The 13,214-nt window shown below is 55.9% G+C and carries 10 protein-coding genes and 1 pseudogene; 3 read left to right on the plus strand and 8 right to left on the minus strand.

What is annotated here, in order from left to right; all coding sequences use genetic code 11:
* Window positions 1–272 precede the first annotated feature (272 nt).
* The 5 genes from IPM58_13445 to IPM58_13465 form a co-directional block, all read right to left on the minus strand.
* Window positions 273–1,919, minus strand: a complete 1,647-nt coding sequence (locus tag IPM58_13445) for a cadherin-like beta sandwich domain-containing protein (GenBank protein ID MBK9308056.1) — start codon at window positions 1,917–1,919, stop codon at window positions 273–275.
* Between the two features lie 230 nt (window positions 1,920–2,149).
* Window positions 2,150–3,532, minus strand: coding sequence for a DUF4340 domain-containing protein (locus tag IPM58_13450; GenBank protein MBK9308057.1), 1,383 nt, complete (start codon window positions 3,530–3,532; stop codon window positions 2,150–2,152).
* 3 nt (window positions 3,533–3,535) lie between these two features.
* The gene (locus IPM58_13455; protein MBK9308058.1) at window positions 3,536–5,059 is read right to left on the minus strand and encodes a GldG family protein; all 1,524 of its coding nucleotides are present in this window, start codon (window positions 5,057–5,059) and stop codon (window positions 3,536–3,538) included.
* On the minus strand, window positions 5,056–5,826 hold the full coding sequence (locus IPM58_13460; GenBank protein ID MBK9308059.1) for an ABC transporter permease subunit: 771 nt from the start codon (window positions 5,824–5,826) through the stop codon (window positions 5,056–5,058). Before IPM58_13460 ends, IPM58_13455 begins: the two co-directional genes overlap by 4 nt.
* Before the next feature lie 8 nt (window positions 5,827–5,834).
* A complete protein-coding gene (locus IPM58_13465) occupies window positions 5,835–6,818 on the minus strand; it encodes an ATP-binding cassette domain-containing protein (protein ID MBK9308060.1) in 984 nt (327 codons plus the stop codon).
* A 482-nt stretch (window positions 6,819–7,300) separates the two neighbouring features.
* On the opposite strand from IPM58_13465, the pseudogene IPM58_13470 reads away from it, so the two are divergent.
* The 3 genes and pseudogenes from IPM58_13470 (at window position 7,301) to IPM58_13480 (ending at window position 9,148) form a co-directional block, all read left to right on the plus strand.
* A pseudogene (locus tag IPM58_13470) lies at window positions 7,301–7,934 on the plus strand (septal ring lytic transglycosylase RlpA family protein).
* Window positions 7,935–8,064: 130 nt separating this feature from the next.
* Complete coding sequence (locus IPM58_13475; protein MBK9308061.1) at window positions 8,065–8,277, plus strand: hypothetical protein; 213 nt, start codon at window positions 8,065–8,067, stop codon at window positions 8,275–8,277.
* A 37-nt stretch (window positions 8,278–8,314) separates the two neighbouring features.
* Window positions 8,315–9,148 (plus strand): HEAT repeat domain-containing protein, encoded by an 834-nt coding sequence (locus IPM58_13480; GenBank protein MBK9308062.1) that lies wholly within the window; start codon window positions 8,315–8,317, stop codon window positions 9,146–9,148.
* Between the two features lies 1 nt (window position 9,149).
* On the opposite strand, the gene IPM58_13485 is transcribed toward IPM58_13480, so the two are convergent.
* The 3 genes from IPM58_13485 to glgP form a co-directional block, all read right to left on the minus strand.
* The gene (locus IPM58_13485) at window positions 9,150–9,605 is read right to left on the minus strand and encodes a hypothetical protein (GenBank protein ID MBK9308063.1); all 456 of its coding nucleotides are present in this window, start codon (window positions 9,603–9,605) and stop codon (window positions 9,150–9,152) included.
* A 13-nt stretch (window positions 9,606–9,618) separates the two neighbouring features.
* Window positions 9,619–10,941 carry a HEAT repeat domain-containing protein gene (locus IPM58_13490; protein ID MBK9308064.1) on the minus strand — a complete coding sequence of 441 codons (1,323 nt, stop codon included), beginning with the start codon at window positions 10,939–10,941 and terminating at the stop codon, window positions 9,619–9,621.
* Between the two features lie 83 nt (window positions 10,942–11,024).
* On the minus strand, window positions 11,025–13,181 hold the full coding sequence (gene glgP / locus IPM58_13495; GenBank protein ID MBK9308065.1) for an alpha-glucan family phosphorylase: 2,157 nt from the start codon (window positions 13,179–13,181) through the stop codon (window positions 11,025–11,027).
* Window positions 13,182–13,214 lie beyond the last annotated feature (33 nt).

Here is a 13,214-nt window from a genome sequence, read left to right on the forward strand (position 1 = left end):
ATAAATTTGAGATTCAGAATTCCAATAGCGAGGGCAGGCTCGAAATCCATCAATTCATGCTGCTAGAAATAATTGGGGTTTGAACCTATAGCTGAATCTTGCGGGTCAGGTCAAGAGTCCGAATGGCCCTGTGGTAGGTGCGTAAAGGGTAAGGCAATAGAGACGGGTTCGAGTTTCCTTGCAAGGGGTGGATTTTTTCAGAAAATACTTGGTTGTCAGCTCACCGGAGGGCAGTGGGCGAACGATATGTCCCCGGATAAGGCCCTATTCTTCTATGGGGAAGGAGCTATCAGCGATTGGATCACGGTGATGCTATAGCGCGTTTCGCTTGTTGAATCCTGCGAGATAACCGTGACGACTATTTCCGTGAATATCCCGAATAATGGCACAGTCACCTGACCACTTGAGATGCCTGGTGCGGCAATCACCGTACCCAAGACGGATGCCGTGGCCTGCGGATCGGACTTTGTTGCTGAGATCACCACGGCATTAACGCTATTGTCGACGCTCGTTGTGTAGAACAACTGGTTCGGGTCAAATGCTGGGTTCAAGATGAGGGTGGTAGGTCCTGAGGACAGGGTTAAGCCAGATAGTCTGCTGTCGTTCGAAGCGGCCCGTTGGACGGTGACGGTGTAGGTCTTTTGAACGCCACTTGGAGCGATCACGAGAATGTTAATACCTGTGCTCGACCCTGGTGTTCCGAGCGCAATATCACGGGGCTGGCCGGAACTTGTTCCCTGGCCATTTATTTCCATTGTGGCATTCGCATTCTGGAGTGTCGCGGTGACAGTTACACCGTTGACGTTGGTGGGTACTTGTACCGTGTAGGTTAGCAATGCCGAATCGAAAGTAGGAGTCAGAGATCCCGGTATTACCGTCAATGCAGACAGATTGTTGTTGTTGGAGGGTGCCGCTCGATTCACGGTGATGCTATAGGTCTTGCTGTTTCCATTTGGTGCGGTCACGGTGATTGAGATCGGTGTGGCGGTCCCAGGCCCACCGAGCGAAATAGTGGCTTGACCGGTTGCTTGCCCAGTTCCAGGATCAGCGATGGATCCAGAGAGGACAGCATTAGGGTCGGATTTGGTCGCAGTGACAGTGACTTGAGAAACGTTATTGGTCACATCTACGGTGTAGGTCATGATGTTCGATGCGAAGGTAGGTGACAAGGGGCCAGGTAGGACGCTCAAATTCGACAAATTGTTATCGCTGGACAGGCGATTTACGGTGATCCCGTAAGTCTTTATGGTGCCATTGGGAGCAGCTACAGTGATTGTGACTGGTGTAGCGGTCCCTGGCCCTCCAAGTGGAATCGTGGCTTGTCCAGTGGCGACTCCTGCCCCAGCGGTCAGCGATCCCGACATCACGGCGTTTGGGTCTGATTTGGTTGCGGAAACGGTCACGCTGGTGACGGTCGCCGCTACATTTACCGTGTAGTCTAATGTATCTGAGGTAAACGCAGGGGCCAAGGTGCCCGGCGTCACAGTTAAGGCTGACAGGTTGTCGTCGCTCGATAAAAGTCTTGTGACATGAATGGTATAGGTGGTCTCATCGCCGGTCGCTTGTGAGAACAAGACGATCGTGATGGTGGTAATCGATCCTGGCGTACCCAGTGAAATAGCGCGTCCTTGCCCCGCAGTGGTGACCAATCCGTTGATCGTCATCTCTACCGTGCTGCCTTTGGGAGTGGCCGTTACCGTGACGCTATCGGCAGAAGTGGGCGCATTGACTTTGTAGCTCGTCGTATTGCTGAAAAAACCAGGCTGGAGTGTGCCGGGAGTGACGACCAAGCTGGCGAGAGGGACTCTGACATCCTCCGACACTGACACGGAGTCGCTGCAACCGTTGGAACTCAAGCTGAGTGTGAGGAGAAACGCGACGACAAATCGTTGTCCAATGTAGATCAGATCCCGTCTCATGTAAATCCGATTACTTTCTCTTGAGGTTGTGAAAGAGAGAACCGGTCATGCTTACAAACCCTAACCGCAGCTGCCGATACTACGGGCAGGGATGAAATCGGTCTAGCCCTACATAGGTAAGGGTTTGCTGGGTTTGAAGATGTGGCTGCTGAGAAGATGAACGCGATTCTCGAACAGAACGGACAAAACGGCCTATGACATAAGAACGTTGAGTTTGCGCGGTGAACGGGTCAGCGCTTGGTTTCTGAATCGTTCTTTGTTTGGGTAAGGAGTTCGGTCTTGGAGGGAACCTGAGTGAGAAGGTCCGGACGCACTTGGAACACCCCATGGATTCGTTGGCCGGTCGCATAGAGGAGATCGCCTCCCCGGTTGCCGAGCGTCAGTTTTCCGACTCTTTTACCGTCTTTCCCGGTAGCCACAAATTCAGCACTTGGCGCCAACAACCCATAGGGGGCCAGTGGGGAGGATTGTTTCAGGACACGTTCTTCAGCCGGAAGGTTCGCTACCCGGCTGACGAAGAGATCGGCAGCTTCCTGAATAACCTGCATCATGGGTTGGTCTTCGAGCACCCACTCACCGTTTTGGTGGATCAACACGTACTGCTGATCTCGTGTCTTCACCGACAACATCGCCACGTCCGTAGAATCGAGCCCAAGGAGTCTCTTGTCCTGAAGATTGAAAAGGTCTCTCGTTAGGTCCTTGATCAGAACAGGGTTCATGCGATAGAGCGGCCCCTCCGATGTGGTTTGCGCGATCGCCTCACCACTGTGCGGGTCCGGTTGATAGAGTCGGACGGACTGGTCTCCGCCTGCGGTGTACACGGTGATCTTCACTTTTTGCGTCGTGAGGGTTGTGGCAACGGTGTCTCGTTCAGGGCCGGGGTCGATAATGTTGAGTGCTTTCAGATCCTCCAACCGAAACATCAATGACCGGACTTCATTCTGATCGGCTTCAGCTTCGACAGGGTAGGTGATCTTCCAGGATGGTCTGGGCTGACCCTTCGCCACGTTGGCGATCACAATTTCAGTTGTCGGGTATGTCAGGCGGACTCTCTCGACGTCGTTTTGCGTGAATCGCAGCAGCTCCTTGCGGCGAAATGTCATCAACGATTTATTGATGAAATCTTTCGGTGCGAGGGTCGTCAATAACACGCGCTGGTCTGACGCCCGAAGAGCGTACAAGGTATTGGAGAGGGGGCCGCTGTCGCCGATAGAAATGATCTCCTGCTGCCCTCCTGCTCTGATAGTCAGGGTGCTCACAGGCTCTTCGAGCCCGAATGATGCCAAGGTAGAGGATTGTTTCTCGAGAGTCCTGGTGACGGTTCCTGTCACCAGTGCTCGAATAAGCGCCTGCACTTCGCGGCTATCGGCGTCTGTTTGAAGCGGCGCTATGATCGACCATTTCCCTGGGGTGTCCTGCTTGAATTTGATCAGTCCCTGGGCAGTCGTGATCGAGAGTTCGGTGATAGCGGTTTCCGGAAAAGGAAGAAGTTGCTTCTGTTCAATGTCCCGTTTCTCTTCCTGTTGCTTGGCCGGAAACTCCACCAGGTAGAGATAGCCACCCAGACCAGCGAGAAGCACCAGCATCAGGAGTGTCGAAAGGTAGCGTGACATAGGCTAGAGGCGTCTGCGCTTTCTCCATACGATGATGCCGGTGAGCAACGTCATGAGAGGAAGGAAGACGACCTGAATATAGATCAGTGTTCGTTCCTGGGTGGGGTTGGGCGTGAACGGATGCAATGCCGGTTCTCTGGGGGCGATAGAGATCAAATCTCGTTCCTCGGCCAGCCACCCCATGGTATGGAGAAAGAAGTCGCTGTTGCCGGGAAAGTTAAAGAAGGCATTGGACACGAAGGTTGAGTTGCCGATGATGGCGATGGCTGGGCGAGGGTCGCCTTCTTTTAGAGCCTGCTTGGGAGCCAATGCAGCGGCCATGGGGAGCGGTCCTTTCACATCTTCTTTTTCACTGAGACTCACGACCCGGCCTTGCATGTTTGTTTCAGCCCAACTGTTCGGGGACGTTCGGGCGAGCGGCACGAAGTCCCAGTCTTTTCCGATCGCCTCGTCGAAGGTGACATGCTGTGAAAGCGGAAACAGTACGGCGGACGTGAGGTCCTGCGTGATCTCATGCTCGGTAAACGTTCGGACGAGTAACGCGGTAAGGTCCCCTTGAGCCAATCGATCTTGCAGATCCACCAGCACTCCTGGACCAAGCCCCAGGCCCCAATGGGCGAGTAATGATTCCAAGCCGGTCTGGGTATCGGGATCAGCCAACACCAACAGGTGGCCACCCGTATCCACGTAGGCTCGAATTCGCTCTTGTTCGTCCTTCATCACAGTACGACGTGGCCCGGCCAGGACCAGCACCGATGTGCTGTCCGGCACAGCTGACTCCTTGAGGAGCGAGACGGTGCCGATGTCGTACCCTTGTCGAGTGAGGGCTTCTTTGGCGATCGACAGGCCGTTCCGTTCCTTATCTTCGATACTTAATTCACTATGGCCTTCGACAAAGACGATACGCTTTTTGGAATCCTTGGAGATACGAATCAACGCGCCGGTCAACTCGACCTCAGACGGTGAGGTGACGCGGATGGTCTGTCCGTCACTCTCAAAAATAGCCGTATCGGTCCGGAAGATCCCATAGTTCTGGGCCATCTTGGGCTCTTTCTCAGGATCGATGAACTCCACGCGGAGTTTCGTAGAAGCTTGCCGGTAACTCTCCAGCCGTTCCTTAAATGCTTGGTAGCCGGGGTCTTTTTCTCGAGTAAACACGGTGATGTTGACGTCGCGTGGCAGCGTTCTGAGGACGCGATAGGTTTGTGGGGCGAGTGTGAAATTCTGATTTTCCGAAAGATCCCATCGTACGGAGTGGCGTGACGCGAGGAAGTTCACGATGACCAGAATGCCTAAAAACAGCAGGATCATCACGGCGCTGTTCAGCCCCATCTTCGTGGAGCGCCGGCCGGAGAACGCTTTCACGGTCTCGAAATGCAAGACGAAGAACAGTACCAAGGATAGGAGCGTCGCCCCTTCCGCAATCGTGACGGCCCACAACCAGTCAGGCCGAAGGCTATAGGCGATCATGCCACCGATTCCGAGGGCAACTCCGATCAGACCGAGAGGAATGGATTTGAGGCTCATTTCCAGCGAGTCGATTCCACGATACGATGTGTGAGAAACAGCATGAGCGCGAGTCCGCTTCCGAAGTACACGAAGTCGCTCGTGTCGATCAACCCGCGGACGAGGTGATCATAGTGCTCCATGTAAGAGACATATGAAATAATATGGCCGGCGGTGGTATCGCCGAACAGACTGCCCAAACCGGCGATCAACCAGATCGTCAACAGCATGCCGAAGCTGACAAAGGCGGCGACGATCTGGTTTTCCGTCAGCGCCGAGGCAAAGACCCCCACGGAGAGAAACAAGGCTCCCAACAGCACCATTCCTAGGTACCCGGTCCAGATCGGGTTCCAATCAAAATCGCTGAACAGCATCAAGACGGTTGGGACCAGGATCGTAAATCCCAAGAGCCCGAGATAGATCAGCAGAACACTCACGAATTTGCCGATGATGATGTCGGTGATCCTGATGGGAGAGGTGAGCAGGAACTCAAAGGTTCGCAATTTTCGTTCTTCTGCGAACAGGCGCATGGTTAGGATCGGTAAAATGATCAGCAGCACGATCCGTACGCTGGCGAAGAGGTTTCGGAAGACCAGGTCGTTCAGGTTGATTTGTGCGACCCCTCCCTGCATTTGCATCAGCTGGATGGCTTGTGCCCCGGCAAATCCGACATAGAGATAGGAGAGCAGTCCGAAGATGAGCAGAAAGACCGCCCCTACGACATACACGATGGGTGAGACGAAGTACCCGCGGAGTTCTTTGGCGATGATGGCTTGCACAGGGGTCATCGATCCACCTACGCGTCCGTCCGTTCGGCGGAGGCACCGACCATGGCCTCTGCCGGTTCTGCGAGGTGATTCTCGTGGCGTGTGAGTTGGAGGAAGACGTCCTCCAATGTCATGGATATGGTGCGGAGTTCGAGCAAGCCCCAATTGGATGAGACCACCAGACGCGCGATCTCATCTCGCAGATCACGGCCTAGCTCACATTCGAGAAGGAAGCTTCCTCCCCCCTGTCCCGGCAGCACATTGAGGATGCCTGGGATCGCGCGAAGTTTCATGTCGCAGTCGGGGGGGACGGACTTGAGGGTGATGGAAACCTTCTCTGATTGGCGTAATCGGGCCGACAATTGTTCGGGGGTGTCCTCTGCGACGATGCGCCCCTTGTTGATAATGACGACTCGTTGGCAGACTGCGGTCGCCTCCGGGAGGATGTGCGTGCTGAGGATCACGGAATGGGAACCGGCCAGGCTCTTGATCAGCTCCCGGATCTCGATGATCTGCTTTGGGTCGAGCCCGACCGTCGGTTCGTCGAGGATCAGGACCGGGGGATCATGGAGCACCGCCTGTGCCAGCCCTACGCGCTGGCGGTACCCGCGCGAGAGATTTCCGATCAGCCGATGACGCACTGAGCCTAGTTCAAGCTTGCCGATGGCTTGGTCGAGCCCTGCTGTGAGGGCCTGCCCCGTCATGCCACGGAGACGGCCGACGAAGGTTAGATACTCGGTGACGGTGAGCTCCTGATAGACGGGTGGCGTCTCCGGCAGATAGCCGATCTGTCGCTTGACTTCCAGTGGCTGATCCGTGCAATCAAATCCTGCGACACGAGCGTGGCCTTCTGTTGCCGGCATAAAGCACGTGAGGATCCGCATCGTGGTCGTCTTGCCAGCCCCATTGGGACCGAGAAATGCCAACACCTCTCCCTTGGCCACCGAAAAGGTGACGCGATCGATTGCCGTATGATGGCCGTACCGCTTGGTAATGTTGTGAACGTCGATCACGAAAGTGATATCGGTGCGAACAACTGTGGTATTTGGAGCAGTCTCGCTCTCAAAACAACAATCTGAGCAGCAACCACAGGGATATTACTCACAACATCCGAGGCAGTCAAGACGGCCATGTGGCTTAAGAGTGACAGATGACTCCATCACGCTGAATGTTCGTGCGAACGGGGTCGTCGTACAGGAACAGTTCTTCGCCGTTCCGGATGGCTCATTCATGAGTCTCGATCTTGTCATTCGAGGACGTGTCAACTTAAGGTGTTGAATTTCGATCTCATCTCATTTATATCTGGACCCCGATAGAGTAGACCGTTGTCGGTTTTGTGTAGGGTGACTCTCCTCATGGATCCACTACGGTTTCCATACGGAGGTGGGGGAGGCAGGTACTCCGGTCGGTATTGTTGAAAGCCCATACCTTTCATACTCTGATCTCCACTCGTCCCAGAAGTAAACGATTCCGGTAGAGGGAGGCGGCTCATAGCATGAACACCTACTCTCATCGCACTCGGCTCTCAACCTCAAGTTCTTTTGCGCTCTTCTTCTGCCTCTCCCTGGGGGCCTGCTCATGGGTTCCCAAGGGGGACATGCAACTTGACGTCGGCATCAAGGATCGAGGAGTGGCTTCCTGGTATGGTGCAGTTCCACGGCAGGAAGGCGGCGAACGGCGAACTGTTCGACATGGAAGCTCTGACCGCGGCACACCGTACCATGCCACTAGGGAGTGTGGTCCGTGTCACCAACCTCATCAATGGCAAACATCTCCATGTGCGGATTACCGACCGAGGTCCCTATGAAAAAGGGCGAATCATCGATCTGTCTCGCAGAGCGGCGATGCAATTGGGTATGGAGCATGAGGGATTGACGTATGTGCAGATTGAGATCGTCGGTGAGCGCCGTCCGGAGCTCATGTGGCTTAAAGAGACCTTTGCTGGACGAACGGCTTCGGTGCTGACGGATGCCAGACCATGGTTTGACCGGACTTCATCCGGCATGACTGCTCACGCTCGAAATCTTCAGGGTGACCTCTGGGTAGCCAGGCGGAATCGTTGGGCTCTGGCGATGCTTGCGGTCGATCATTCAGTGGGATCTCCGGTCCCCGCATTAGTGCTTGCCTAATCTCACCGACATTGATTCTATCCTGGTTGACAGTGTGCAAAGGTCTCCACTAGACTGCCGGTTCTCATTCTCAAATGAGAGCACCAACCGATAGAGCGTTCGTTTATCGTCAAGGGGGAGGCACAGATCGATGGCCAAAAAGCGGGTAGCGGAGCCGGAAGAAGCGAAAATCAAAAAGAAGATTGCCGCCAAGCTCACCGACCACAAGTCTTCGCAAGGAGACACTGCACTCAGATCTCTAAAAAAGCGATTGAAAAGAGAGCAACGGAAGAGGCGGGCCCTTGCCCAACGGAAGAAGCAAGCGGCTGGAAATAAGGCAGAGGCGGCCACCGCATCAAGTTAGGTATGTGGTTAGGATAGTTGGAACTGGTAGTACTTCTATGGAGCAAACTCAAAAATCTCCATTGCCGGGTATGAACCCCCTTGGTCATCACGCCAGTGATAGTCCTCTGGATGGCGACGTCGCTGATTCGACGCAGTCCGAGCCGCTCGCACCTGCTGAATCAGGTGGTCGTGGCCAAGAAGCAGTCGCGCTTGACGAAGAGCAAATTAAGGATGAGATCGATATCCAGATCGATCTCCTCAAGGATCCTGATTGGGTCGTTCGTCGAGAAGCTGTCATCACGCTCGGGGAGATGGGCGATGAACGATGTGTGGAGCCATTGGCTCGCGCATTGCGCGATGGGGATTGGCAGGTCCGTGAAGTGGCCATCGAGGCGATGGGGCAGGTGGGCTCTCCCGCCGTTGAGACGCTCCTGAAACTGTTGCGCGACTGGGAAGTGCGCAAATATGCTATTTTGGCGCTTGGGAAAATTCGCGATGAGCGGGTGCTCGATCCCTTAATGCTTCAACTTCGGAACGATGAGTTTAAAGATGATGCCATTCATGCCTTGGTGGAACTCGGTGAGCCTTCGGTCGAGAAGTTGATCGCAGCGCTTCGAGACAAAGATGAAAACGTTCGAAAGAGTGCGGTGCTGGCCTTGGGGCGGATCAAGAACAGCGATGCCATCACTCCGCTCATCACCATGCTCGGTGATCAAGACTGGTTCACTCGGCTGACGGCGGCTGCTGCTTTGGAGTCCATCGGCGACGACCGGGGACGCGAGGCGATCAAACCCTTGCTCAAGGACCCGGACATGGTCGTGAAGATGCGCGTCGAGCGCATCCTTGCCAAGTGGAAGAAACCGTCCCCTTCACAGACGACCAACGCCTGAGTCACTGGCTCAGGAGTTGATCCATCCTGACTTGAAGCTCGTCCAACTTCTTCAACGTAACCGCTTTCCCCATGGCAACCTCCAGCTTCACGTCTTGGAGTGATCCGGCTAGATCTCGTAGGGCCTTCGTCATGGAATCGGCTTTGGCTCCCTTGGTCAGGGCTTCCACCGTATCGATGGCTTGCGACAGCTCCTTTGCTGCGTCGCCGTACCGTCGCTCGACTAGGTGGGCCTTGGTCTGTACCAATCTGGATTTGGCGTCCACGAGCCCTTGACGACGGCGGAGATCGCGCTCGATCCCGAGCGTGGTATCTAACACATTTCTGGATACATCTTTTAAGGACTGCTGCAGCTCGGCGACGGTTCGCTGCAGTGTGCCGACGGGTCGTTGCCCCATATAATAACCTGCTCCGAAAGCGCCGACGAGCAGCAGGAGCACCGTGAGAAATTTCACCATAATAGTTTCCTTGTTAACGGCGACGTGTTCCTGAAGTCAGATGCATGATCTGTTGCAGCAGGCTCTGTGCCGACGCGATGCGTACCGCCTCATCGGAGTCTTGGAGCCCTTGGACCAGTACCGGGACGGCCTCGGCGCGGCTCTTTCGTAATGCTTTAGCAGCCATCAGCCGAGGGAGCGGTTGCTGGTCTTGGAGGAGCGTGTGCAGGAGCGTCAGGACTTGCTTGTCCGAGGAGGCACTCAGTGCTTGTGCCGCTGCACTGCGAATGGAAGGGTCCTTGTGTCGCGCGAGTTCGGTTGCAATAGCCAGGGCCGAGCCATCGCCTAGACGGAGCAACCCCTCAACGGCACTGGCACGGACGTGAGGATTGGGGTCCCGGGTGAGCGCCAGCAGGAGGGGCCGATTCTCCTTGATGCCGAGTCGTCCTAAGCTTGTGGCGGCCACGCCACGCACCATCCCTATTTCGTCCCCGATGGCATGTGTCAACGGAGCGACGCCGTGTGGAGAACCAAATTCTCCCAATGCTCCTGCGGCAAAGGCTCGTACGGATGGGTCGGGATCATATACGGCTTGGGACAGGACGGCCAGGCTGCCAGGGTGTTTGAGGCGCCCCAGCGCTCCGAGCGCCGCCATTCTCGACTCAGCATCCGGCAAGGTCGCGGCGCTCTTGATATCGTTCAGTTTCTCGGGAAGGCCAAGTTTGACCAACGCTGCGTAGGCAAAGACGGCTTCAGGTCCGTCTTCGGTGCGGGCGACGTCGAGGAGCCGTTGTCGAACATCACTTGCCTTCGCATCACCCAACGCCGTCATGGCGGCAATGCGGACGGTCGGCATCTCATCTCTCAATGCGCGACGCAAGGCGCCGGATTTTGCCGCGAGTCCGGCTTTCCCGATCGCTTCAGCGGCTCGTGCTCGTACGACCACTGAGGTATCCAGTAACCCATCTTCCAACAACGCGGCGGTTTCCGGCAGGCCTAACTCGGCCAGAGCCGAGTAGGCAGCGATGCGAACATGTTCGTGGCGGTCTCGGACGTGGCTGGTGATCACACCAAGCGCCAAGGGACGGAGGAGGGAGTGATCATGGGAGTTTCTGGCCTGGTTCAACTTTGCGTAGATTGTCAGTGCATCGTCTGTTCGTCCTAGCCGGACATAACTCAGCAAGGCCAGCCGGAGGAATGATTTCGAGGGAGTTGCGTCGGGAGGCAACTCCCTGAACAAACTCGCCACCGCCGGGTAATCGCCGGCTTTGAACAAAGCCGCAGCCTTGGGCTCAACCTTTGAAGAGGGTTCTGGCAGGGCAGCATGGAGCGTCGTTGGAACGATGAGGCTCAGCACGAGCGTGCCCCATACCCACAGGCTGGGTATTCCATTGTTCCGCGATTGCTCCAGAGGGCGCCGGTTCCTTGCGTCGAACCAAACTACCATGTCGTCGGCATGCGCACCGTCGCGGGACGGTACATGAGACTGACATAATCCTTGAGCATGCGCGTAGTGCAGAACTGAGGAGCGACGGTGCGTATGCATTCTTTGACCATTTGGAGCCAACCTCGAGGAATATCGTCTCGATCGCGCTGGTAAAACAACGGGACAACTTCTTGTTCCAATAGACGATAGAGTTGCTCCGCATCATGATGATCTTGAGCCTGCGCGTCAGCGGGCTCACTTAACGGTTGGATTCCCCACCCGTTGGCTCCATTGTAGCCCTCGACCCACCACCCATCGAGAATGCTCAGATTCAGGACGCCGTTCAGCGCGGCTTTCATCCCGCTGGTGCCGCTGGCCTCCATGGGGAAGCGAGGGGTGTTCAACCAAATGTCGACACCTTGGACCAGATACTTCGCCATGTGCATCTCGTAATCTTCAAGGAATGCAATACGGCCTCCCAGTTTATGGTCATGGCAGAAATTCAGCACTTCGTGAATGAAGTACCGACCCGGCTCATCGGCTGGATGGGCCTTGCCGGCAAACACGAGCTGGACCGGTCGCCAACGGTCCTGGAGCAGCGCTTTTAATCGTTCCAAATCTCGAAAGAGCAAGGTAGCCCGCTTGTACGTTGCGAACCGTCGGGCGAACCCGATCGTCAACGCTTCGGGGTCCAGGAGCGTTCCACGAGTGAGGACTTGCGATGGTTGGAGATGTCCATGCATCCACCCGTTTCTGGCGCGTTCACGGATAAAGCCCATCAGTTTTCGCTTCATCGTCTGTCGAACCGCCCACAGCTCATGGTCGGGCACATCCATCACGCGCTGCCACATGGCTGGGTCGTCGCAGGTCTGGGTCCAGGTTGGGCTCAAGGTCTTGCCGTACAGGTGGTGGAGTTCCGGTGAGATCCATGTCGGCACATGAATGCCGTTGGTCACACTCCGGATCGGGATTTGGTCGCTCGGCAATCCCGGCCAAAAGTGTTGCCACATTTCTCGTGACACACGGCCATGCTCGCGGCTGACGCCGTTGACATGGGCCGAGAGGCGCATGACGAGCGCCGTCATATTGAAGCCATGTCCGCCTGATTCGGGAGTCTCGCCGAGACGGAGAAACTCGTCGCGTGAGAGCCCGAGTTGTTCCCAATACCCGGCAAAGTACCGATCCATCAGATGGTGCGGGAACACATCGTGCCCGGCCGGCACAGGAGTGTGCGTGGTGAATACCGTGCTTTGGCGGACAAGCTCGCTGGCTTCCGCGTGAGACGAGCCCTTGTGAACATATTCTCGCACCCGTTCCAAGGTCAGGAACGCAGAATGTCCTTCATTGGCGTGCCACACCGATGGCGAGATGCCGAGCGATCGCAGCATGCGCACGCCGCCGATCCCCAACAAGATTTCCTGACAGAGCCGCATTTCCTGATCGCCGCCGTAGAGACGGGCGGAGAGGGCGCGGTCCTCCGGGCTGTTTTCCGGCACATCCGTATCGATCAAATATAACGGAATGCGACCAGCCAACACTTTCCAGACCGCCGCGGTCACACGACGACCGCCCATGTCGACGACGAATCGGTACGGTTCCCCCGACGGAGTCCGGGCCAAGTGGACCGGAGACTCGTCGCGATTGAACGGGGCATAGGCCGCTTCTTGCCATCCCTCGGGTGTGATGCGTTGGCGGAAATATCCTTGCGGATACATGAACCCGATTCCGACGAGCGGGAGCCCAAGGTCGCTCGCCTCTTTACAGTGGTCTCCGGCCAAGATGCCGAGGCCGCCGCTATAAATCGGCACGGAGGCATGTAGCCCGAACTCCGCCGAGAAGTAGGCGATCGTTGTTTTCGTCATATCGGCCTGGTGCGTCCCGGCCCAGCTCTTCTTATTGCTCAGATATTCGTCGAACATCCGAAACACTGCTGAGTATTGACGGAGGAATGATGGATCCTCGGCCAAGCGCGTCAATCGGTCCGGTTTGACATCGGCCAGCAGTTTGACCGGGTTGTGGTGCGTGAGAAACCAGAGCGTTGGATCGATTGTTTCAAACAGCTGGCGCGCCTCCAGTGTCCAGCTCCACCACAAATTCTGTGCAAGTTCGGGGAGACGACTCAGATTCTGGGGGAGCGAACTATGTCTGCCATTGGGAGAATCCACAAGCACTCCTTTAGTCAAAATAGCGAATCGAATATCGGC

Origin of the sequence: Nitrospira sp. (assembly GCA_016715825.1) — a bacterium.
Taxonomy (GTDB): domain Bacteria; phylum Nitrospirota; class Nitrospiria; order Nitrospirales; family Nitrospiraceae; genus Nitrospira_D.

Bases quoted from the DNA above. Each gene is read 5' to 3' on its own strand.
- IPM58_13445 (MBK9308056.1), bottom strand. From the start codon at position 1,919: ATGAGACGGGATCTGATCTACATTGGACAACGATTTGTCGTCGCGTTT.
- IPM58_13450 (MBK9308057.1), bottom strand. From the start codon at position 3,532: ATGTCACGCTACCTTTCGACACTCCTGATGCTGGTGCTTCTCGCTGGT.
- IPM58_13455 (MBK9308058.1), bottom strand. From the start codon at position 5,059: ATGAGCCTCAAATCCATTCCTCTCGGTCTGATCGGAGTTGCCCTCGGA.
- IPM58_13460 (MBK9308059.1), bottom strand. From the start codon at position 5,826: ATGACCCCTGTGCAAGCCATCATCGCCAAAGAACTCCGCGGGTACTTC.
- IPM58_13475 (MBK9308061.1), top strand. From the start codon at position 8,065: ATGGCCAAAAAGCGGGTAGCGGAGCCGGAAGAAGCGAAAATCAAAAAG.
- IPM58_13480 (MBK9308062.1), top strand. From the start codon at position 8,315: ATGGAGCAAACTCAAAAATCTCCATTGCCGGGTATGAACCCCCTTGGT.
- IPM58_13485 (MBK9308063.1), bottom strand. From the start codon at position 9,605: ATGGTGAAATTTCTCACGGTGCTCCTGCTGCTCGTCGGCGCTTTCGGA.